Source organism: Anoxybacillus thermarum, from assembly GCF_000836725.1.
Lineage (GTDB): Bacteria > Bacillota > Bacilli > Bacillales > Anoxybacillaceae > Anoxybacillus > Anoxybacillus thermarum.
On record NZ_JXTH01000034.1, the window covers coordinates 1 to 20,570 of the forward strand.

20 protein-coding genes, 2 rRNA genes and 1 riboswitch are annotated in these 20,570 nt (G+C 43.4%); of the genes, 19 read left to right on the top strand and 3 right to left on the bottom strand.

The features are described from left to right. Together LH47_RS09025 and rrf are read left to right on the top strand one after the other, a co-directional pair. Positions 1-271 (top strand): 23S ribosomal RNA (locus LH47_RS09025); the annotation flags it as partial. Between the two features lie 98 nt (positions 272-369). Further along, a 5S ribosomal RNA gene (gene rrf / locus LH47_RS09030) occupies positions 370-486 on the top strand. A 128-nt stretch (positions 487-614) separates the two neighbouring features. On the opposite strand, the gene LH47_RS09035 is transcribed toward rrf, so the two are convergent. Continuing rightward, positions 615-1,004, bottom strand: coding sequence for an Hsp20/alpha crystallin family protein (locus LH47_RS09035; protein WP_043966691.1), 390 nt, complete (start codon positions 1,002-1,004; stop codon positions 615-617). Positions 1,005-1,156: 152 nt separating this feature from the next. Continuing rightward, positions 1,157-1,258: riboswitch (purine riboswitch) on the top strand. 107 nt (positions 1,259-1,365) lie between these two features. Here LH47_RS09035 and purE point away from each other — a divergent pair. The 12 genes from purE (at position 1,366) to purD (ending at position 14,009) form a co-directional block, all read left to right on the top strand. Next, the gene (gene purE / locus LH47_RS09040; protein WP_043966692.1) at positions 1,366-1,854 is read left to right on the top strand and encodes a 5-(carboxyamino)imidazole ribonucleotide mutase; all 489 of its coding nucleotides are present in this window, start codon (positions 1,366-1,368) and stop codon (positions 1,852-1,854) included. Continuing rightward, positions 1,838-2,986, top strand: a complete 1,149-nt coding sequence (gene purK / locus LH47_RS09045; protein ID WP_043966693.1) for a 5-(carboxyamino)imidazole ribonucleotide synthase — start codon at positions 1,838-1,840, stop codon at positions 2,984-2,986. The genes purE and purK overlap by 17 nt, the downstream gene beginning before the upstream one ends. Continuing rightward, positions 2,983-4,278: an adenylosuccinate lyase gene (purB, locus tag LH47_RS09050; protein ID WP_043966694.1), complete on the top strand. Its 1,296-nt coding sequence runs from the start codon at positions 2,983-2,985 to the stop codon at positions 4,276-4,278. The genes purK and purB overlap by 4 nt, the downstream gene beginning before the upstream one ends. 66 nt (positions 4,279-4,344) lie before the next feature. Next, on the top strand, positions 4,345-5,067 hold the full coding sequence (gene purC, locus LH47_RS09055) for a phosphoribosylaminoimidazolesuccinocarboxamide synthase (RefSeq protein WP_043966695.1): 723 nt from the start codon (positions 4,345-4,347) through the stop codon (positions 5,065-5,067). Next, positions 5,055-5,309, top strand: coding sequence for a phosphoribosylformylglycinamidine synthase subunit PurS (gene purS / locus LH47_RS09060; protein WP_043966696.1), 255 nt, complete (start codon positions 5,055-5,057; stop codon positions 5,307-5,309). The genes purC and purS overlap by 13 nt, the downstream gene beginning before the upstream one ends. Next, the gene (purQ, locus tag LH47_RS09065) at positions 5,306-5,992 is read left to right on the top strand and encodes a phosphoribosylformylglycinamidine synthase subunit PurQ (protein ID WP_043966698.1); all 687 of its coding nucleotides are present in this window, start codon (positions 5,306-5,308) and stop codon (positions 5,990-5,992) included. The genes purS and purQ overlap by 4 nt, the downstream gene beginning before the upstream one ends. Continuing rightward, positions 5,976-8,198, top strand: a complete 2,223-nt coding sequence (purL, locus tag LH47_RS09070) for a phosphoribosylformylglycinamidine synthase subunit PurL (RefSeq protein WP_043966701.1) — start codon at positions 5,976-5,978, stop codon at positions 8,196-8,198. The genes purQ and purL overlap by 17 nt, the downstream gene beginning before the upstream one ends. Further along, positions 8,174-9,601 carry an amidophosphoribosyltransferase gene (purF, locus tag LH47_RS09075; protein WP_043966702.1) on the top strand — a complete coding sequence of 476 codons (1,428 nt, stop codon included), beginning with the start codon at positions 8,174-8,176 and terminating at the stop codon, positions 9,599-9,601. Before purL ends, purF begins: the two co-directional genes overlap by 25 nt. Further along, positions 9,564-10,601 (top strand): phosphoribosylformylglycinamidine cyclo-ligase, encoded by a 1,038-nt coding sequence (purM, locus tag LH47_RS09080; RefSeq protein ID WP_043966735.1) that lies wholly within the window; start codon positions 9,564-9,566, stop codon positions 10,599-10,601. The genes purF and purM overlap by 38 nt, the downstream gene beginning before the upstream one ends. Further along, positions 10,598-11,200 carry a phosphoribosylglycinamide formyltransferase gene (gene purN, locus LH47_RS09085; protein ID WP_043966704.1) on the top strand — a complete coding sequence of 201 codons (603 nt, stop codon included), beginning with the start codon at positions 10,598-10,600 and terminating at the stop codon, positions 11,198-11,200. The genes purM and purN overlap by 4 nt, the downstream gene beginning before the upstream one ends. Then, complete coding sequence (gene purH, locus LH47_RS09090; protein ID WP_043966707.1) at positions 11,178-12,713, top strand: bifunctional phosphoribosylaminoimidazolecarboxamide formyltransferase/IMP cyclohydrolase; 1,536 nt, start codon at positions 11,178-11,180, stop codon at positions 12,711-12,713. The genes purN and purH overlap by 23 nt, the downstream gene beginning before the upstream one ends. Positions 12,714-12,728: 15 nt before the next feature. Continuing rightward, positions 12,729-14,009: a phosphoribosylamine--glycine ligase gene (gene purD, locus LH47_RS09095; protein ID WP_043966709.1), complete on the top strand. Its 1,281-nt coding sequence runs from the start codon at positions 12,729-12,731 to the stop codon at positions 14,007-14,009. Here purD and LH47_RS17160 read toward each other — a convergent pair. After that, the gene (locus LH47_RS17160; RefSeq protein WP_009360731.1) at positions 13,972-14,076 is read right to left on the bottom strand and encodes an EYxxD motif small membrane protein; all 105 of its coding nucleotides are present in this window, start codon (positions 14,074-14,076) and stop codon (positions 13,972-13,974) included. The genes purD and LH47_RS17160 overlap by 38 nt on opposite strands. A gap of 50 nt (positions 14,077-14,126) precedes the next feature. Next, positions 14,127-14,390 (bottom strand): YgaP family membrane protein, encoded by a 264-nt coding sequence (locus LH47_RS09100; RefSeq protein WP_043966711.1) that lies wholly within the window; start codon positions 14,388-14,390, stop codon positions 14,127-14,129. 85 nt (positions 14,391-14,475) lie between these two features. Here LH47_RS09100 and LH47_RS09105 point away from each other — a divergent pair, with 85 nt between their 5' ends. The 5 genes from LH47_RS09105 (at position 14,476) to pcrA (ending at position 20,570) form a co-directional block, all read left to right on the top strand. After that, complete coding sequence (locus tag LH47_RS09105; RefSeq protein ID WP_043966713.1) at positions 14,476-16,218, top strand: adenine deaminase C-terminal domain-containing protein; 1,743 nt, start codon at positions 14,476-14,478, stop codon at positions 16,216-16,218. Between the two features lie 34 nt (positions 16,219-16,252). Further along, positions 16,253-17,275, top strand: coding sequence for a DUF3048 domain-containing protein (locus LH47_RS09110; protein WP_043966715.1), 1,023 nt, complete (start codon positions 16,253-16,255; stop codon positions 17,273-17,275). A 10-nt stretch (positions 17,276-17,285) separates the two neighbouring features. Then, complete coding sequence (locus LH47_RS09115) at positions 17,286-17,603, top strand: YerC/YecD family TrpR-related protein (RefSeq protein WP_043966717.1); 318 nt, start codon at positions 17,286-17,288, stop codon at positions 17,601-17,603. A gap of 62 nt (positions 17,604-17,665) precedes the next feature. Further along, a complete protein-coding gene (gene pcrB / locus LH47_RS09120; RefSeq protein ID WP_043966719.1) occupies positions 17,666-18,361 on the top strand; it encodes a heptaprenylglyceryl phosphate synthase in 696 nt (231 codons plus the stop codon). A 43-nt stretch (positions 18,362-18,404) separates the two neighbouring features. Next, the gene (pcrA, locus tag LH47_RS09125) at positions 18,405-20,570 is read left to right on the top strand and encodes a DNA helicase PcrA (RefSeq protein ID WP_043966721.1); all 2,166 of its coding nucleotides are present in this window, start codon (positions 18,405-18,407) and stop codon (positions 20,568-20,570) included.

The following is a 20,570-nucleotide window of genomic DNA, read 5'->3' on the forward strand; positions in this document are numbered from 1 at the left end:
GGAAATTTGAGAGGAGCTGTCCTTAGTACGAGAGGACCGGGATGGACGCACCGCTGGTGTACCAGTTGTTCCGCCAGGAGCACAGCTGGGTAGCTATGTGCGGAAGGGATAAGCGCTGAAAGCATCTAAGCGTGAAGCCCCCCTCAAGATGAGATTTCCCATCGCGTCAAGCGAGTAAGATCCCTTGAAGATGACAAGGTAGATAGGTCCGAGGTGGAAGCGTGGCGACACGTGCAGCTGACGGATACTAATCGATCGAGGACTTAACTAAACACACAAGAAAAGCGTAGGCGACTGTTTAGTCCTGTTATCTAGTTTTGAAGGAATAATCCTTCACGCCTCACATGGCGCGATGAAAAAGCATGTTTGCTCGGTGACGATGGCGGAGAGGTCACACCCGTTCCCATCCCGAACACGGAAGTTAAGCTCTCCAGCGCCGATGGTAGTTGGCGGGACACCGCCTGCGAGAGTAGGACGTTGCCGGGCGGACATAGCAAGTTAGAGAGCATCTCCATTTTGTTCTCTAACTTTTTTTGTCCATGTATTTGCGTTTAACGCTTTTACAATCCTCTCCCCCATAGTGAAGAGCTAACCAATATCGGTTAGCTCATTTTTTATTTAATTTCCACTTTTCTTTTTATATGATCAGGAACGAGGCGGTGAAGATGAATAAAAAGTAGCCCATTCTCGTATACGGCATCGACTTTTTCTCCTACAGGGAAAGGAAGTTGCATGACCCGCTCAAACGGTCCTTGTGTAATTCCTTCTTCAATTAATTCAAACTCTTCAAAATGTAATTCAACGTTCGCTTTGATTTCTAACGTATTATAATGAATATATACTTCCGCATCGTGTACATCCTCTAAACCTGGGATTGCAACGATGACGAGTAATTCGTTTTCACGACGATACATATTGATGCCAGGTGTATGAGAAGAAAAAGCGTTTGATGAATTCCAAAAAGGATTAGAAAAAAACGCTTCCCATTGCTTCGTCCAGTCCATAGTTTTCCTCCTTTCTCTTTTTCTTTTTACTATACGATACAATAAATAAAATGGTGATTTTCAAGCAAAAACCGAACATTAAATATTTTATTTTCAAAAACGTTCGATTTTATGTTGACACCATAGAAAAATGACTGGTAAGATGGAAGTAAGTGAATATGGAATTGAACCCTCATATAATTTTGGGAATATGGCCCGAAAGTCTCTACCCAATAACCGTAAATTATTGGACTATGAGGGAAAGGATCTTATTGGCTTTTTTCACCCCATGGGCGAAATATGTCCAGAACGATGCTTTCCCTTATTATCGAGGGCATCGTTCTGGATTTTTTTCTGAATGATAAAAGGAGGGTGAATATGCATGCAGCCACTTGTAGCTGTTATTATGGGAAGTCAGTCAGACTGGGAAACGATGCGTTATGCATGCGATATATTAGAAGAGTTACATGTTCCGTTCGAAAAAAAAGTTGTTTCAGCCCATCGTACGCCAGACTATATGTTTGCATATGCCGAATCAGCGGAAGAACGCGGAATAAAAGTGATCATTGCTGGAGCGGGAGGGGCTGCACATTTACCGGGAATGGTAGCAGCGAAAACGACGCTTCCTGTCATTGGGGTACCAATAAAATCCCAGACGCTCAACGGTTTAGATTCTTTACTCTCCATTGTGCAAATGCCGGGTGGAGTGCCAGTAGCGACAGTGGCAATCGGAAAAGCAGGTGCGATAAACGCAGCGTTGCTTGCTGTTTCGATTCTTGGAACGTATGAGCCAACGTATATGGAAGCATTGCGCAAGCGACGTGAAGCGATTCGAAAACAAGTGATGGAAAGTAGTGATCAGCTTGAATAAAACGATTGTTCCAGGTCAAACAATTGGTATTATTGGTGGAGGGCAACTAGGAAGAATGATGGCGATTGCGGCAAAAGAGATGGGGTTTTTTGTGGCAGTACTCGACCCTACCCCGCAATCCCCGTGTGCTCAAGTAGCTGATATTGAAATTGTCGCTTCATATAGCGATGAAGAAGCGTTACATCAGTTAGCTGAAATAAGTGATGTCGTTACGTATGAGTTTGAAAACATTGATGCCGATGCACTAAAACGGTTGGCAAAGAAGGGATACGTGCCGCAAGGAAGCGAGCTTCTTGCTATTGCACAACATCGCTGGAAAGAAAAACGAGCCGTTCAGTCTGTAGGCTTACCTGTTGCGCCTTATCGTCTCGTACTTAAAGAAGAAGAATTAGAAGAAGCGATTCAAGAGATTGGTATTCCATCTGTGTTGAAAACGTGCCGAGGTGGGTACGATGGAAAAGGGCAAGTTGTCATTCGTTGTTTAGATGATATATACGCAGCAAGTTCGCTTTTAACTTATGGTGAGTGTGTATTGGAAGCGTGGATACCGTTTGTAAAAGAGTTATCTATTATCGTTGCCCGAAATGTTTCTGGTGAAATGGCGCTTTTTCCTGTCGTTGAAAACATTCATCGCGACAACATTTTGCATGAAACAATTGCTCCTGCCCTAATCAGTCAGCCAATTATCGAACAGGCAGAAGCATATGCGAAACAGTTAGCAGAATCGTTCCAACTCGTTGGCACGTTAGCGATTGAATTGTTTTTGACAAAAGACGGACAATTATATGTTAACGAACTTGCCCCTAGACCGCACAACTCAGGTCATTATACAATAAACGGTTGTATCACATCGCAATTTCAACAACATATTCGTGCTGTGTGCAATTGGCCGCTTGGCAGTACGAAATTATTAAAACCTACAATTATGGTCAATATTTTAGGAGAACATGTTGACGACGTTATTCGAAACATCGATCAATTTCGTGATGCTCATGTTCACTTTTATGGAAAAAAAGAAGCGAAGCCGAAGCGGAAAATGGGGCATATCACGTGGTTAGTTGACGATGTCGATGAGATGCAACGAAAAATAGACGAATTTGCGATTTGGACAGATCGGAGGATGAACGTATGATTGAACGTTACACAAGACCGGAAATGGGAGCGATTTGGACGGAGGAAAACCGTTTTCGTGCTTGGTTAGAAGTCGAAATTTTAGCTTGTGAAGCATGGGCAGAATTAGGTGTCATTCCGAAAGAAGATGTGGAAAAAATTCGTCAACATGCATCATTTAACATTGAACGCATTAAAGAAATTGAAGAAGAAACACGCCATGATGTCGTTGCCTTTACGCGTGCTGTATCAGAGACGTTAGGAGAAGAGCGAAAATGGGTACATTACGGATTGACGTCTACGGATGTTGTTGATACCGCATTGTCGTATCTATTAAAACAAGCAAATGAAATTTTATTGCACGACTTAGAGAACTTTATCGCGGTGTTAAAAGAAAAAGCGATTGAGCATAAATATACGGTCATGATGGGAAGAACGCATGGTGTACATGCCGAGCCTACGACGTTTGGATTAAAACTAGCGCTTTGGTATGCTGAAATGCAACGCAACTTAGAACGTTTTAAGCAAGCGGCAGAAACCGTGCGCGTTGGAAAAATTTCTGGTGCCGTTGGCACGTATGCAAACATTGATCCGTTTGTCGAACAGTACGTATGTGAAAAACTTGGCTTACAGCCTGCGCCAATTTCAACGCAAACGTTGCAGCGTGATCGTCATGCGCACTATATGGCGACGCTCGCTTTAATTGCGACATCTATTGAAAAATTTGCAGTTGAAATTCGTGGATTACAAAAAAGTGAAACGCGTGAAGTGGAAGAATTTTTTGCAAAGGGACAAAAAGGTTCATCGGCTATGCCGCATAAGCGCAATCCGATCGGTTCGGAAAATATGACAGGCATGGCGCGTGTCATTCGTGGGTATATGTTAACAGCTTATGAAAATGTACCGCTTTGGCATGAACGCGACATTTCACACTCGTCTGCGGAGCGTATTATTTTACCGGATGCAACGATCGCTCTAGACTACATGCTTCATCGTTTTACAAACATTGTGAAAAACTTGACGGTATTCCCTGAAAACATGAAGAAAAATATGGATCGTACCCTTGGACTTATTTATTCCCAACGCGTATTATTGGCGCTTATTGATACAGGGATGACGCGCGAAGAAGCATATGATCTTGTACAGCCGAAAGCGATGGAAGCGTGGGAAAAACAAGTGCCGTTCCGCTCGTTAATTGAAGCGGACGAAGTAATTACAAGTCGTTTAACAAAGGAACAAATTGCGGATTGCTTTGATTACAACTATCATTTAAAACATGTTGATACGATTTTTAGCCGACTTGGTTTGCAGTAGGTAAGGCGCTGTCCTTACCTAATACAAAAAAATTTCCTAATATTCTGTATAACTGGGGGAGAGAACATGGAGAAGCAACACCTTCTGTATGAAGGAAAGGCGAAGAAAGTGTATGCGACGAACGAAGGGGGCGTGTTATGGATTGAATATAAAGATGAAGCAACAGCATTTAACGGTGAGAAAAAAGCAACGATTGCTGGAAAAGGGAGATTGAATAACGAGATTACGAGTTTACTATTTTCCTTGTTACATGAAGCTGGTGTAAACAATCATTTTATTCGTAAAATATCTGACACCGAACAGCTTGTGCGACAAGTGACGATTATTCCCCTCGAAGTTGTTGTCCGCAATATTGTCGCCGGTAGTCTAGCGAAACGAATCGGCCTTCAGGAAGGGGCCGTCATCGAGAAGCCGATTGTAGAATTTTATTACAAAAATGACGATTTAGGCGATCCTCTATTAACAGAAGATCATATCGCTCTGTTGCAGCTTGCTTCCCCCGATGAGCTTGTGCACATGAAGCAAATAGCGTTCCGCGTGAATGACATGTTAACTTCTTTATTTCGTTCATGTGACTTACAGCTTGTCGACTTTAAATTAGAGTTTGGAAAAGATGAAACGGGGGCGGTGTTGCTAGCGGATGAAATTTCCCCAGATACGTGTCGATTGTGGGATGTACACACGAAAGAAAAATTCGATAAAGACGTATTTCGCCGCGATTTAGGCGACTTAACAGAAACATATACAAAACTTTTACAACGATTAGGAGGATTATCATGTACAAAGTAAAAGTGTACGTCACATTGCGTGAAAATGTATTAGATCCACAAGGTAATGCTGTAAAAGGAGCGCTTCATAGCTTAAGCTATCATGAGGTGCAAGATGTGCGTATTGGAAAGTTCATGGAATTAACGTTAGCAAAAAGTGACCGGGACATAGATGAACTCGTGAAAGATATGTGCGAAAAGTTGTTGGCGAACACAGTTATTGAGGATTATCGCTATGACATTGAGGAGGTCGTCGTCCAGTGAAATTTGCGGTCGTTGTATTTCCGGGTTCCAACTGCGATGTCGACATGTATCATGCGATTGCAGATGAATTAGGGGAAGATGTTGAATACGTTTGGCATGATGCGGAAAGTTTAGATGAATTTGATGCAATTCTTTTGCCAGGTGGTTTTTCATATGGGGATTACTTGCGATCTGGAGCGATTGCGCGCTTTTCGAACGTCATGAAAGCGATCAAAAAAGCTGCAGACGAAGGGAAACCGATTTTAGGTGTATGTAACGGATTTCAAATTTTACTCGAAGCAGGTCTCCTTCCTGGAGCGATGCGGCGCAACGATACGCTAACTTTTATTTGTCGTCCGGTAAAACTTCGTGTCGAAAATAATGCAACGATGTTTACATCCCAATATGAGCGCGGGGAAATTATTACGATCCCGATTGCCCATGGAGAAGGAAACTATTATTGTGATGAAAACACATTGCACCAGCTTATTGCGAACAATCAAATCGTTTTTCGGTATGAGGGAGAAAATCCGAACGGCAGCTTACAAAACATTGCAGGCATCGTGAACGAAAAAGGGAATGTACTCGGAATGATGCCGCACCCTGAGCGTGCTGTTCATGAACTGCTTGGCGGAGCTGACGGGTTAAAACTGTTTCAATCAATCGTGACATATTGGAGGGACGCACATGTCGTTACTACTTGAACCAAGTCCAGCAATGATTAAAGAACAAAAATTGTATCGCGAAATGGGGTTAACGGACGAAGAATTTGCGATGGTTGAACGCATCCTTGGTCGTCTCCCAAATTATACGGAAACAGGCATTTTTTCTGTGATGTGGTCGGAACATTGTAGCTATAAAAACTCGAAACCTATATTAAAGAAGTTTCCAACCGAAGGAAAACATGTATTGCAAGGGCCAGGAGAAGGTGCAGGTATTGTAGATATTGGAGATGGATTAGCCGTTGCATTTAAAATCGAAAGCCATAACCATCCGTCTGCGATTGAGCCGTATCAAGGGGCGGCGACGGGCGTTGGGGGCATTATTCGTGATGTGTTTTCGATGGGGGCGCGACCAATTGCGTTATTAAACTCGCTTCGCTTTGGCGAATTAACGTCACCGCGTGTGAAATATTTATTTGAACGCGTTGTCGCAGGCATTGCTGGATACGGAAATTGCGTTGGCATTCCGACAGTCGGTGGTGAAGTACAATTTGATGCTGCATATGAAGGAAATCCACTTGTGAATGCGATGTGTGTTGGGCTCATCCGACATGAAGATATTCAAAAAGGGATTGCTGCAGGCGTTGGAAATACGGTCATGTATGTCGGTGCGAAAACGGGACGTGACGGCATTCATGGAGCGACATTTGCATCCGAAGAATTAACGGAACAATCTGAACAAAAGCGTCCAGCTGTTCAAGTCGGGGACCCATTTATGGAGAAATTACTTCTTGAAGCTTGTTTGGAAGTCATTCATTCCGATGCGCTCGTCGGCATGCAAGATATGGGGGCGGCAGGTTTAACAAGTTCGTCAGCGGAAATGGCAAGCAAAGCTGGCTCTGGAATTGAACTGAACTTAGATCTCGTTCCACAGCGTGAAACAGGAATGACGCCATATGAAATGATGCTATCTGAATCGCAAGAGCGCATGCTTCTCGTTGTTAAAAAAGGTCGCGAACAAGAAATGATAGATGTGTTTGCGAAATACGGGCTAGAAGCGAAAGCGATTGGACGCGTAACAGGTGACCATATGTTGCGCTTGTATCACCGCGGAGAAGTCGTCGCAGAAATTCCGGTTGATGCACTAGCTAAAGATGCTCCTGTATATTATAAGCCGTCGAAAGAACCGGCGTATTATCGCGAGTTTCAGACAATGGAATACGTACCGGCTATTCATAACTATGAAGAAACATTGCTTGGGTTATTAGCTCAACCGACGATTGCAAGCAAACAATGGGTATATGAACAATACGACTATATGGTTCGAACAAACACAGTTGTTGCGCCAGGATCTGATGCAGCCGTTTTACGTATTCGCGGCACGAATAAAGCGTTAGCGATGACGACTGATTGCAATTCTCGCTACGTTTATTTAAACCCAGAAGTCGGTGGAAAAATTGCGATTGCGGAGGCAGCCCGCAACATCGTTTGTTCTGGGGCTCAGCCACTTGCTGTTACGGATTGCTTAAATTTCGGTAATCCGGAGAAACCAGAAATTTTTTGGCAGCTTGAAAAAGCAGTAGAGGGAATGAGCGAAGCGTGCCGCGTACTTGAAACGCCAGTGATTAGTGGAAATGTATCACTTTATAATGAGACGAACGGCGAAGCGATTTATCCGACACCGATTGTCGGCATGGTTGGCGTCGTTGAACATATCAGCCATATTACGACACAAACATTTAAACAACCTAGCGACTTGATTTATGTCATTGGGGAGGCTAAGCAAGAATTTGGTGGGAGCGAGCTACAAAAATGGCTAACAGGTCGTATTTTCGGTAAAGCTCCAACGATTGATTTACACGTTGAGGCGACAAGACAACGACAGCTTCTCACTGCTATTCGGGAGGGAGTTGTGGCCTCCGCGCACGATGTATCTGAAGGTGGCTTAGCTGTTGCACTTGCGGAATGTTTAATCGACGCACAAGGTTTAGGTGCACGTGTGACGATCAGTGGCGACGTCGTTTCTGAACTGTTTAGTGAAACGCAATCACGCTTTGTTGTTTCTGTGAAAAAAGAACATCAACAATCGTTCGAACGACTCGTTCAAGCAGTATGTATCGGGGAAGTGACAAATGACGGAACGCTTCATGTGACAAGTGGAGATACATGCCTTGTTCACATTCCGGTAGAAACGATGCGAAATGTATGGAAAGGAGCTATTCCATGCTTGCTGAAATCAAAGGATTAAACGAAGAGTGTGGGATTTTCGGTATTTGGGGACACGAGGAAGCAGCGACGTTAACGTATTACGGGCTGCATAGTTTACAACATCGCGGACAAGAAGGTGCGGGCATTGTCGTTGGAGGAAACGGAACGCTCCAGTTTCATAAAGGCCTCGGTTTAGTGACGGAAGTGTTTAGTCGTGGGGAGTTAGAAAAACTAACGGGCATGGCTGCTATCGGCCACGTCCGTTACTCTACTGCAGGTGGGGGCGGATATGCGAATGTTCAGCCGCTTTTGTTTCGTTCGCAAGGTGGTAGTTTGGCGCTTGCGCATAACGGAAATTTAGTGAATGCCGACGAATTACGCTTTCGTTTAGAGCAACAAGGGAGCATTTTTCAAACGACGTCTGATACCGAAGTGCTTGCTCATTTAATTAAGCGCAGCGGGGAACCAATTTTAAAAGAACGAATTAAAGAAGCGTTGACGCATTTACGCGGCGCTTTTGCTTTTCTCATTTTGACGGAAACAGAAATGTATATCGCTTTGGATCCACATGGTTTTCGTCCTTTATCGCTTGGGCGCTTAGGTGAGGCATACGTTGTAGCATCGGAAACGTGTGCATTTGATGTCATTGGTGCCACATATGAGCGAGAAGTGGAGCCGGGAGAACTCATTATGATTAACAAACAAGGTATTCGTTCCGAGCGTTTTGCCCCGAGGGTGTCTCGCTCCATTTGTAGCATGGAATATATTTATTTCGCTCGTCCTGACAGCAACGTAGATGGCATTAATATTCATACAGCACGGAAAAATCTCGGGAAGCAGCTAGCATTTGAAGCACCTGTTGCAGCCGATGTTGTTACAGGTGTACCGGATTCGAGCATTTCGGTGGCGATTGGCTACGCGGAAGCGACAGGCATTCCGTACGAATTAGGGCTCATTAAAAATCGTTATGTTGGTCGGACGTTTATTCAACCGTCTCAAGCACTTCGTGAACAAGGGGTAAAAATGAAATTATCGCCTGTTCGTGGGGTTGTAGCCGGCAAACGAGTTGTGATGGTTGATGATTCGATTGTGCGTGGAACAACGAGCAAGCGCATCGTACGTATGCTTCGGGAGGCAGGGGCGACGGAAGTACATGTGCGCATTAGCTCACCACCAATTACGCATCCATGTTTTTATGGGATCGATACGTCAACAAAAGATGAGCTTATTGCTTCTAGACACACGATTGAAGAAATTCGTCAGCTCATTGAAGCGGATTCCCTCGCGTTTTTGAGCAAAGAAGGACTTTTGAAGGCGATTGGAAGATCAAACGATTCAGCAAACTGTGGACAATGTTTAGCTTGTTTCACTGGACAATATCCGACAAGGATTGGAGGGGAGCACGTTGGCGCATGCGTACAAACAAGCCGGAGTGAATATTGAAGCTGGGTATGAAGCAGTAGAACGAATGAAAAAACATGTCGCTAAAACCGCTCGAATCGGTGCATTAGGAAGTTTAGGTGGTTTTGGAGGAATGTTTGATCTGTCTTCGCTCGGTTACAAGCAACCTGTCCTTGTATCAGGAACGGACGGAGTTGGGACGAAGCTGATGCTTGCGTTCGCTTTCAATCGGCACGATACGATCGGAATTGACTGCGTAGCCATGTGTGTAAATGATATTGTCGTACAAGGGGCGGAGCCTCTTTTCTTTCTCGACTACATTGCTTGCGGAAAAGCAGTGCCAGAAAAAATCGAGCATATTGTAAAAGGAATTGCCGACGGCTGCGTCGAAGCAGGGTGTGCGCTCATTGGAGGAGAAACAGCAGAAATGCCGGGCATGTATGCTGAAGATGAATACGATGTAGCAGGTTTTGCGGTTGGAGTAGTAGAAAAAGAAAAATTAGTTACAGGAGAAGCCATTGTGCCTGGCGATGTGTTGATCGGCTTAGCTTCGAGCGGTTTGCATAGCAACGGCTATTCGCTCGTGAGAAAAATTATAAAAGATGCGAATTTGCAATTGGATCGCGTATATGAACCATTTGCTTGCCCGCTTGGCGAAGAACTATTAACCCCTACGCGCATTTACGTTCGAGCGGTGCGCGAAGCGTTAAAACAATTTCATATAAAAGGGATGGCACATATTACAGGCGGTGGTTTTATCGAAAACATTCCACGCATGCTACCAAATGGATTGCAAGCTGAAGTCGATTACGGTTCATGGCCCATTCCAGCCATTTTTAACTTTTTACAACAACATGGACAGCTACAACGAATGGAAATGTTCAATATTTTTAATATGGGTATCGGTTTTGTGTTAGCTGTCGATAGCGACATCGTGCCAGATGTTGTGCAGTTGGTTGAATCGTGCGGAGAGAAAGCGTATATCATCGGTCGAATAAAAGAAGGATCGGGTGTATTGTTTGCTGGAGGAAAAGTGGAATGAAGCGAATAGCCATTTTTGCCTCAGGAAGCGGAACGAATTTTCAAGCAATTGTTGACGCAGTAAAAAAAGGAGATATACAAGCGGAAGTTGCGCTTCTCGTATGTGACCGGCCGCGTGCGAAAGTGATTGAACGAGCGATTCGTGAACACGTTCCGTTGTTTGTCTTTAATCCTAAACAATATGAAACGAAACAGCAGTTTGAACGTGAAATTTTAAAACAACTACAGCAAAAAGAAATTGAATGGATCGTTCTGGCTGGTTACATGCGACTGATCGGTTCAACGCTTTTGCAGGCGTATCCAAATAAAATTGTAAACATTCATCCGTCTCTTTTACCGGCGTTTCCGGGTAAAGATGCGATCGGTCAAGCGTATCGTTACGGTGTGAAAGTGACAGGGGTGACGGTGCATTATGTTGATGAAGGAATGGATACAGGACCGATCATTGCTCAACAAGCGCTATACATTTATGATGGGGAGCCATTAGAAAGTGTGGAGCGCCGCATTCATGAAATAGAACATACGTTGTATCCACAAGTCATTCAACAATTGTTGACGGAGAAAGGGAGTACAAATCATGAAAAAACGAGCGATCATTAGCGTATCAAATAAAAAAGGAATTGTTACGTTTGCTAAACAACTAGTTGAGTTAGGTGTTGAAATTATTTCAACGGGCGGAACGAAGCGCGTATTAGTGGAGCATGGCATTCCAGTCGTCAGCATTTCCGACGTGACAAACTTCCCGGAAATTTTAGACGGACGTGTGAAAACACTTCATCCAAATATTCACGGTGGACTGTTAGCTGTTCGAGATGATGAAGCGCATAAAAAACAGTTGCAAGACCATTCCATTACGCCAATCGACTTTGTTGTTGTCAATTTATATCCATTCCAAGAAACGATCGCAAAGCCAAACGTGCCGTTTACGGAAGCGATTGAAAATATCGATATTGGCGGTCCGACTATGCTGCGAGCAGCGGCGAAAAACCATGCTTATGTCACAGCTGTCGTCGATCCTACTGACTATGAATTAGTCATCGAACAGCTAAAACAATATGGGGAAGTATTGCTTGAGACGAGACGGGCATTAGCTGCGAAAGTATTTCGTCATACAGCAGCATACGATGCGATCATTGCGCAATATTTGACTAACATTGTTGGAGAAACGTATCCGGAAACGATGACGATGACGTTTGTGAAAAAACAATCGTTACGATACGGTGAAAATCCGCATCAAACGGCTGCATTTTACGAAAAACCGCTCAGCTCACCGTTTTCTATTGCAGCAGCAAAGCAGTTGCATGGAAAAGAACTGTCGTACAACAACATTAACGATGCGAACGCAGCGCTACAAATTGTTGCAGAATTTGCCGAGCCAGCAGCGGTGGCGGTGAAGCATATGAATCCGTGTGGAGTGGGTGTCGGTGAAACGATTGCGGAAGCGTTTCAAAAAGCTTATGAGGCTGATCCGACGTCGATTTTTGGCGGCATTGTGGCGTTAAATCGTGAAGTTGATGAACAAACGGCTGCGAAGTTAAACGACATTTTTTTAGAAATCATTATCGCCCCGTCATTTACAGAACAAGCGCTAGAAATTTTAACGAGGAAGAAAAACATTCGTTTGTTAACTGTTGATTTCCAAGCAGAGCGGAAACAAGAGCCGTTTATCGTATCGGTGCGCGGCGGATTGCTCGTCCAAGACGAAGATACATATACAATTGATGATGCAACGCTGCAAGTCGTGACAGAAAGGAAGCCAACCGAAGAAGAATGGGCGAATTTAACGTTTGCTTGGCGTGTGGTGAAGCATGTCAAGTCGAATGCGATTGTTTTAGCGAAAAACGGCATGACGATTGGTGTTGGCGCTGGACAAATGAACCGTGTGGGAGCGGCAAAAATTGCGATAGAACAAGCGGGTGAGCATACAAAAGGCGCTGTATTAGCCTCTGATGCTTTTTTTCCGATGAGCGATACCGTTGAGGCCGCTGCACAGGCGGGAGTGACTGCGATCATTCAGCCAGGTGGCTCGATTCGTGATGAAGATTCCATTCAAAAAGCAAATGAATATGGAATTGCAATGGTATTTACAGGGGTTCGTCATTTTAAACATTAAAGGAGGCGACAACGGATGAAAGTGCTCATTATCGGACGTGGCGGTCGCGAGCACGCGCTTGCATGGAAAGTATCGCAAAGTCCACGTGTGACTCATGTATATGTGGCGCCTGGAAATGACGGAATGAATTCGATTGCTACGTGCGTTCCAATTTCAGAAACTGATGTCGAAGCGCTCGTACAATGGGCGAAAAAAGAAGGGATCGATTTGACGATCGTTGGTCCAGAAGCACCGCTATTAGCTGGTATTGTCGATCGTTTTGAAAGGGAAGGATTGCGCATTTTTGGTCCGAAACAGCAAGCAGCATTAATCGAAGGAAGCAAAGCGTTTGCGAAAGAAATCATGAGAAAATACAACATCCCAACCGCACATTATGCGACGTTTACAAATTACGATGAAGCTGTTCATTATGTGCGTGAACAAGGGGCTCCGATTGTCATTAAAGCGGATGGACTTGCTGCTGGAAAAGGTGTAACGGTGGCGATGACGATCGACGAAGCGCTTCATGCGTTGCATGATATAATGGTTGCAAAAAAGTTCGGTGAAGCTGGTTCACAAGTTGTTATTGAGCAATATTTACAAGGTGAAGAATTTTCACTTATGGCGTTTGTGCATAGAGAACACGTTTATCCGATGGTTATTGCGCAAGATCATAAGCGCGCGTTTGATGGCGATCAAGGACCGAACACAGGCGGGATGGGCGCCTATTCTCCTGTTCCGCAAATAAGTGAACAAACTGTTGATGCAGCAATTGAAACAATTGTAAAGCCGACGGCTAAAGCGTTAATACAAGAAGGATGCGAATTTACAGGATTTTTATATGCCGGATTAATCGCAACAGAGGAAGGACCAAAGGTAATTGAGTTTAATGCGCGATTTGGTGATCCAGAAGCGCAAGTCATTTTGCCGCGGTTGGAAAATGATCTTGTTGAAGTAATCGTTTCGCTTTTAGAAGATCAACCGATTACATTACATTGGAGCGATGAAGCAACCGTTGGGGTTGTTTTAGCGGCGAAAGGATATCCTGAACAATATGAAAAAGGCGCTGTTATTCGAGGGCTTGAACAAGTAACGAAAGCGCAAATCTTCCATGCTGGCACGAAGCGTATAAACGATGAGTGGGTAACAGATGGAGGACGAGTGCTCCTTGTTGTTGCGAGTGGAAAAACATTGAAAGAAGCACAACGTCTTGTTTACGAAGAAATGCAACATATTGAATGCGATCAACTGTTTTATCGGCGTGATATTGGTCATAAAGCTATCGCGCACGTCGCTTGCGAACATATACAAAACTAAGCGCAACGAGGCTGCCGATTAAAAGAATAAGAATGAAAAACGTATCTGTTATATATTCAGCAATCATATTCGTTCTCTCCTTTTCTACCCCCTTGTACGTATACAAGGGGGTTATTGCTACGAAGGGTTGACTGGTTCAATCGGAATCGCTTTTTCTTTCTTATCGTTGTGATCACATTGGCATTGATATCGTTCAAATAACGCCATAACAGGACAGAAACGAACGATACCTTCCGCAATTTTCATTGCAGCGAGCATGATGAGCCATATATACGATTCGCGCCAAGGTTTGCGAGAGAGACTTGCGGTTGTCCAAGCAAGCATTGTAAACCCGAATGTAATGCGAATCATCGCGTTAATGACACCGATGTTTTGTTTCATGTGAATCCTCCTTTTTGTTTGTGAAATTCGCTTTCATCCGTTAAAATGTGTATAGATGATGGTACGATTTAGGAGGAAAGCGATCATGATGGAAAAACGATATCGATGGAAAAGTGAACAAATTCGCAAACACGTTGCGATAGTTGACGGAAAGCAAGCGCCAACAAAAGTGTTAATGAACGCAACATATTTACATCCATACATACGTCAATGGGTACAAGGAAACGTTTGGATTTGCGACGACCGAATTGTGTACGTCGGTCCGAACAAACCGAAGCAATTAGATTCATGTGAAGTCATCGACTGCACGAATCAAGTGCTCGTTCCCGGCTATATTGAGCCTCATGCTCATCCGTTTCAGTTATATAATCCCCATACGTTAGCGGAATATGCAGCACAGCACGGTACGACAACACTTATTAACGACAATTTATTTCTTTTTTTACAGTTGACAAAAAAGAAAGCGTTTTCTTTTTTGTCTGCTATGGAAAAACAACCGGTGACGATGTATTGGTGGTGCCGACTTGATCCCCAAACAGAAATGGAAGGAGAAGAACATCTTTTTTCATATAAAAACATGAAAGGATGGCTTGAAAACGATGCGGTGTTACAAGTCGGTGAACTGACTGGATGGCCAAAACTGTTAGAAGGGGACGATTTCGTTCTCCATTGGATGCAAGAGGCGAAAAAACTTGGTAAAAAAGTGGAAGGTCATTTTCCCGGCGCCTCAGATCGTACGCTGACGAAAATGAAGTTATTCGGGGCGGATGCTGATCATGAATCGATGACCGGAAACGATGTGTATAAGCGATTAATGCACGGGTATACCGTATCATTGCGCCATTCATCTATCCGGCCGGATTTGCCGACGTTGCTTAAAGAAATGAAACAATTCGGTATTCATCATTACGATCAATGCATGTTTACAACGGACGGATCGACGCCTTCCTTTTATGAAAAAGGATTGATCGACGCAATGATTCGCATCGCATTGCAAGAAGGAGTACGTGACATTGATGCATACAGCATGGCCACATGGAACATCGCCCGTTATTACAATATCGATCATTTGCACGGAAGCATTACGCCAGGGCGCATTGCACATATTAACGTTCTTGAACATGTTTCAAATCCGACACCGATTTCTGTTTTAGCGAGCGGACAGTGGGTCAAACGTGACGGTGTACCTGTCTCTGCTTTTTCAGCCGTTGAATGGGACGTACATGGTCTTGCGCCGCTCTCTTTATCTTGGGATTTGCAGATGGATGATTTGCAATTTTCGATGCCATTAGGGATGTACATGGAAAACTCGGTCATTATTAAGCCATATTCAATTTCCATTGATACATCTGCTGATGAGTTATCAACCGATCATGATGAAAGCTTTTTAATGCTTATTGATCGCAACGGAAAATGGCGTGTGAACACCATATTAAAAGGGTTTGCGACACATGTGCAAGCACTTGTTAGCTCGTATTCCAATACAGGAGATATTATTTTAATTGGAAAAAGTAAACGTGATTTATTGCTTGCATTTGAACGGATGAAACAAGTTGGCGGCGGCATTGTGTTATGTGAACACGGGGAAGTCATTCACGACATTTCCCTTCCGTTAGGCGGATTAATGTCAGCGAAGCCGATGAGAGAGCTAATAGAAGAAGAAAAAACGCTTGGAGAGTTGTTGCGGGCGCGTGGCTATACGTTTGCTGACCCGATTTACACTTTGCTCTTTTTATCGTCGACACATTTACCTTACATTCGGATCACACCAAAAGGAATTTACGATGTAATGCATAAAACAGTACTCTTTCCAACAATAATGCGTTAAAATATAAAAGGGACGAAAACGAAAGGTTGGGTTCATGTTGCGGCGATTATTTTTTCTATTTATGATCATGGCGGTGTTTTTGTTTAGCATCGGATGTCAACGTACAGAGTCAAATGTAAAAGAAAACAAGTCCCCACCGACAACAGTCGAACAGGAAAATAAAAAAGAAACAAAGGAAACATCATGGACGTTTCCGTTAACAGGCATGCCAACGAATGAAAAAACGATGCAACGAGCTGTGGCGGTGATGATTAATAACTATCCTGCCGCACGACCTCAATCGGGATTACACAAAGCAGATATCGTATATGAAGTGCTTGCGGAAGGAGATATTACACGGCTGTTAGCCATTTATCAAAGCGAGCAACCTGAAATCATTGGCCCTGTTCGAAGCGCAAGAGATTACTTTATTCAATTAAGTAATGGCTTTCATGCTTTATACGTCTGTCACGGATGGAGTCCAGAGGCACAGACGTTGTTAAAGTCTGGTGCGGCGGATTATGTCAATGGACTGTTTTACGATGGAACATTATTTTGGCGAGATCGCACACGAAAGGCACCGCACAACTCGTACATTTCCTTTGAAAATATTAAAAAAGGTGCTGAAAAAAACGGCTATGCGTTCGAAGAAGAAGTCAGACCGTTACCATTTTTCACAAACGATTTGACAAACGCTGTAAAAGCGACGAATATTGATGTGGTGTACTCTAAACGATCGTATGCTCACGTTCATTATGCGTACGACGGAACGAAATATGTTCGTTCGAGCGGTGGAGAGCCGACAGTGGATCGGGAGACGAATACACCGGTTGCGGTAGAAAATGTGTTCGTCATTGAAGCGACGCATCAAATTATTGACGACTATGGTCGAAGAGACATTGACTTTACATCAGGTGGAAGAGGGTATTTATTTCAAGAAGGAACGATGCAGGAAGTGGAGTGGAAAAATATTGACGGACGCCTCCTCCCTTATAAAGACGGTGTTCCGCTCGGATTTACCCGAGGAAAAACGTGGATTCAAGTCGTTCCGAATCTCGAACAAGTACAATATGAATAGGGGGACGTATATGCAAATTAATAAATTGCGAGGCAGAGAGCTTGACCAATTATTTCGCGCGATTTTGTCATTGAAAGATTTAGAAGAATGTTATCGTTTTTTCGATGATTTATGTACGGTCAATGAAATACAAGCGCTTGCGCAACGGTTGGAAGTAGCTCGCATGTTGCGCGAAGGATATACGTATCATAAAATTGAAACAGAAACAGGGGCAAGCACAGCGACTATTTCGCGCGTAAAACGTTGTTTAAACTACGGAAATGATGCGTATGCCATGGCACTCGATCGTATTTATGGTGAACAACAAGAGGAGGCTGGCTCACAATGAGTCAGCTTCTTTTTACGATTTTTTGTTATGATTTTTGTTATAATGAGATGAGGTGAAAAAATATGAATGAGATAACAACATGGCGCCATGTGTTTAAATTAGATCCGAATAAAGAAATAACAGATGAACAATTAGAACAAGTATGCGAATCAGGGACGGATGCGATCATTGTTGGCGGAACAGACGGTGTGACGCTTGAAAACGTCATCGATTTGCTTGCGCGCGTGCGCCGTTTTTCCGTTCCATGTGCATTAGAAGTATCGAACATCGAGGCGATTACACCCGGGTTTGACTATTATTTCATTCCAATAGTGCTAAATAGCCGTGAGCTGGCTTGGTTAATTGATTTGCATCACGAAGCGGTCAAACAGTTTGGTGAGTTAATTAATTGGGAAGAACTGTTTGTTGAAGGGTATTGTATTTTAAATGACGAATGTAAAGCGGCATCATTAACAAGCGCACGAACGGATGTAACAGAAGAAGATGTTATTGCGTATGCTCGAATGGCGGAACATATGTACCATTTTCCAATTTTTTATATGGAATACAGCGGGCGATACGGAGATGTGACGCTTGTAGAGAAAGTGAAACGGACGCTAGAACGCACACGTTTGTTTTATGGCGGTGGCATTCATACACCTGAACAAGCGAAAGAGATGGCGATGTGGGCTGACACCGTCGTTGTAGGAAATGCGATTTATACAAATTTACAGCTGGCGTTACAAACAGTCGAAGCGGTAAAAGGAAAAAAGATATAAATGGAAAATAAAAAAAGAGAACATATGTTTTGGTGGTGAAAAAATGAGTATGTCAGCACATATGCTGTTGGAAGGATTAAATGAAAAACAAAAAGAGGCTGTGAAAACGACGGAAGGCCCGCTTTTAATTATGGCGGGGGCAGGAAGTGGAAAGACGCGCGTGTTAACGCATCGCATCGCTTATTTAATGGCGGAGAAAGATGTTGCTCCATGGAACATTTTAGCGATTACATTTACAAACAAAGCAGCGCGTGAAATGAAAGAACGTGTAGAACGAATCGTTGGAAAGCAAGCGGAAGATATATGGATTTCTACGTTTCACTCGATGTGCGTTCGCATTTTGCGACGCGACATCGATCGGATCGGCATTCATGCTAATTTTTCCATTCTGGATCCAACCGATCAATTATCCGTGTTAAAACATATTTTAAAAGATCGCAATATTGATCCAAAAAAATATGATCCACGTGCGCTTTTAGGTACAATTAGCAGCGCGAAAAACGAATTGATGACGCCAGAAAAATATGCCGACCAAGCGGCAAGTCCATATGAGAAGCTTGTCGCGGATGTGTATCAAGAATATCAAAAGCGATTGTTGCGCAATCATGCCCTTGATTTCGATGACTTAATTATGACGACAATTCAACTATTTCAACGTGTTCCGGAAGTGTTGGAATATTATCAACGAAAGTTTCAGTACATTCATGTCGATGAATATCAAGATACGAACCGCTCGCAATATTTGCTCGTGAACATGCTTGCGAAACGATTTCAAAACTTATGTGTGGTCGGCGATTCTGATCAATCGATTTATCGTTGGCGCGGTGCCGATATTAGCAACATTTTATCGTTTGAAAAAGACTATCCGAACGCAAAAGTCATTTTTCTTGAGCAAAATTACCGCTCAACGAAACGTATTTTACAAGCAGCCAATGCAGTTATTGAGCATAACACGCAACGAAAACCGAAAAAGCTTTGGACGGAAAATAGCGAAGGACATGCGCTTGTGTATTATGAGGCGATGACGGAAGTGGATGAAGCGCAATTTGTCGTTGGAAAAATTAAAGAATATGTTGATGCAGGAAAACGAGCGTATAAAGATTTTGCTGTTTTATATCGAACGAATGCGCAATCGCGCGTGCTTGAAGAAATGTTATTAAAGGCGAATATCCCATATAAAATTGTTGGCGGTTTAAAATTCTATGACCGAAAAGAAATTAAAGATATTTTAGCTTATTTGCGCTTAATTGCGAATCCGAATGATGACATTAGCTTTACACGCATTATTAACGTTCCAAAACGCGGCGTTGGGGCATCAACAATTGATAAAATTGCAGCATATGCTTCTAGCCGAGGAATATCGATGTTTGATGCGCTTGGTTCTATTGAAGAAATGGGAATTAGCGCTCGCATCGCTGCACCGCTCGTGCAATTTCGCGAACAAATTCACCATTGGAGCCAAATGCAACATTACTTGTCTGTCACAGAACTTGTCGAAGATGTGCTCGATCGTTCAGGTTATCGCGATATGCTTCGTGAAGAAAAAACGTTAGAGGCACACAGTCGACTTGAAAACATTGACGAGTTTTTATCAGTTACTCAACATTTTGAACAAGTAAACGAAGATAAGTCACTTGTTGCTTTTTTAACGGACTTAGCGCTTGTTGCGGATATAGATCAGCTTGATAATGATAATGAAGGGCAAACAAATGATGCGATTGTTTTAATGACACTTCATTCTGCAAAAGGATTAGAGTTTCCTGTCGTCTTTTTAGTCGGACTCGAAGAAGGGATCTTCCCGCATAACCGTTCATTAAACGATGAAGATGAAATGGAAGAGGAACGACGTTTAGCGTATGTTGGCATTACGCGTGCGGAAGAAGAACTTTTTTTAACGCGTGCGCATATGCGTACGTTATTTGGACAAACGCATGTTAACGCCCCATCTCGTTTTATTGATGAAATTCCTGAAGAGCTCATTGAATATGCACATAAACGAGTGAAACAACAGGCGACATCTCAACGTCCATCTACCATGTTGCAAGGGGGATGGCGCGTAGGAGATAAGGTGAGCCATAAAGTGTGGGGCATTGGGACAATTGTGCGCGTAAAAGAAAGCGATGGTGATCAAGAGCTAGATGTCGCTTTTTCAAGCCCAATTGGCATTAAACGACTATTGGCGAAATTTGCTCCTATTACCAAAGTGTAG

Bases quoted from the DNA above. Each gene is read 5' to 3' on its own strand.
- LH47_RS09035 (WP_043966691.1), bottom strand. From the start codon at position 1,004: ATGGACTGGACGAAGCAATGGGAAGCGTTTTTTTCTAATCCTTTTTGG.
- purE (WP_043966692.1), top strand. From the start codon at position 1,366: ATGCAGCCACTTGTAGCTGTTATTATGGGAAGTCAGTCAGACTGGGAA.
- purB (WP_043966694.1), top strand. From the start codon at position 2,983: ATGATTGAACGTTACACAAGACCGGAAATGGGAGCGATTTGGACGGAG.
- purC (WP_043966695.1), top strand. From the start codon at position 4,345: ATGGAGAAGCAACACCTTCTGTATGAAGGAAAGGCGAAGAAAGTGTAT.
- purS (WP_043966696.1), top strand. From the start codon at position 5,055: ATGTACAAAGTAAAAGTGTACGTCACATTGCGTGAAAATGTATTAGAT.
- purL (WP_043966701.1), top strand. From the start codon at position 5,976: ATGTCGTTACTACTTGAACCAAGTCCAGCAATGATTAAAGAACAAAAA.
- purF (WP_043966702.1), top strand. From the start codon at position 8,174: ATGCTTGCTGAAATCAAAGGATTAAACGAAGAGTGTGGGATTTTCGGT.
- purN (WP_043966704.1), top strand. From the start codon at position 10,598: ATGAAGCGAATAGCCATTTTTGCCTCAGGAAGCGGAACGAATTTTCAA.
- purH (WP_043966707.1), top strand. From the start codon at position 11,178: ATGAAAAAACGAGCGATCATTAGCGTATCAAATAAAAAAGGAATTGTT.
- purD (WP_043966709.1), top strand. From the start codon at position 12,729: ATGAAAGTGCTCATTATCGGACGTGGCGGTCGCGAGCACGCGCTTGCA.
- LH47_RS17160 (WP_009360731.1), bottom strand. From the start codon at position 14,076: ATGATTGCTGAATATATAACAGATACGTTTTTCATTCTTATTCTTTTA.
- LH47_RS09100 (WP_043966711.1), bottom strand. From the start codon at position 14,390: ATGAAACAAAACATCGGTGTCATTAACGCGATGATTCGCATTACATTC.
- LH47_RS09105 (WP_043966713.1), top strand. From the start codon at position 14,476: ATGATGGAAAAACGATATCGATGGAAAAGTGAACAAATTCGCAAACAC.
- LH47_RS09110 (WP_043966715.1), top strand. From the start codon at position 16,253: ATGTTGCGGCGATTATTTTTTCTATTTATGATCATGGCGGTGTTTTTG.
- LH47_RS09115 (WP_043966717.1), top strand. From the start codon at position 17,286: ATGCAAATTAATAAATTGCGAGGCAGAGAGCTTGACCAATTATTTCGC.
- pcrB (WP_043966719.1), top strand. From the start codon at position 17,666: ATGAATGAGATAACAACATGGCGCCATGTGTTTAAATTAGATCCGAAT.
- pcrA (WP_043966721.1), top strand. From the start codon at position 18,405: ATGAGTATGTCAGCACATATGCTGTTGGAAGGATTAAATGAAAAACAA.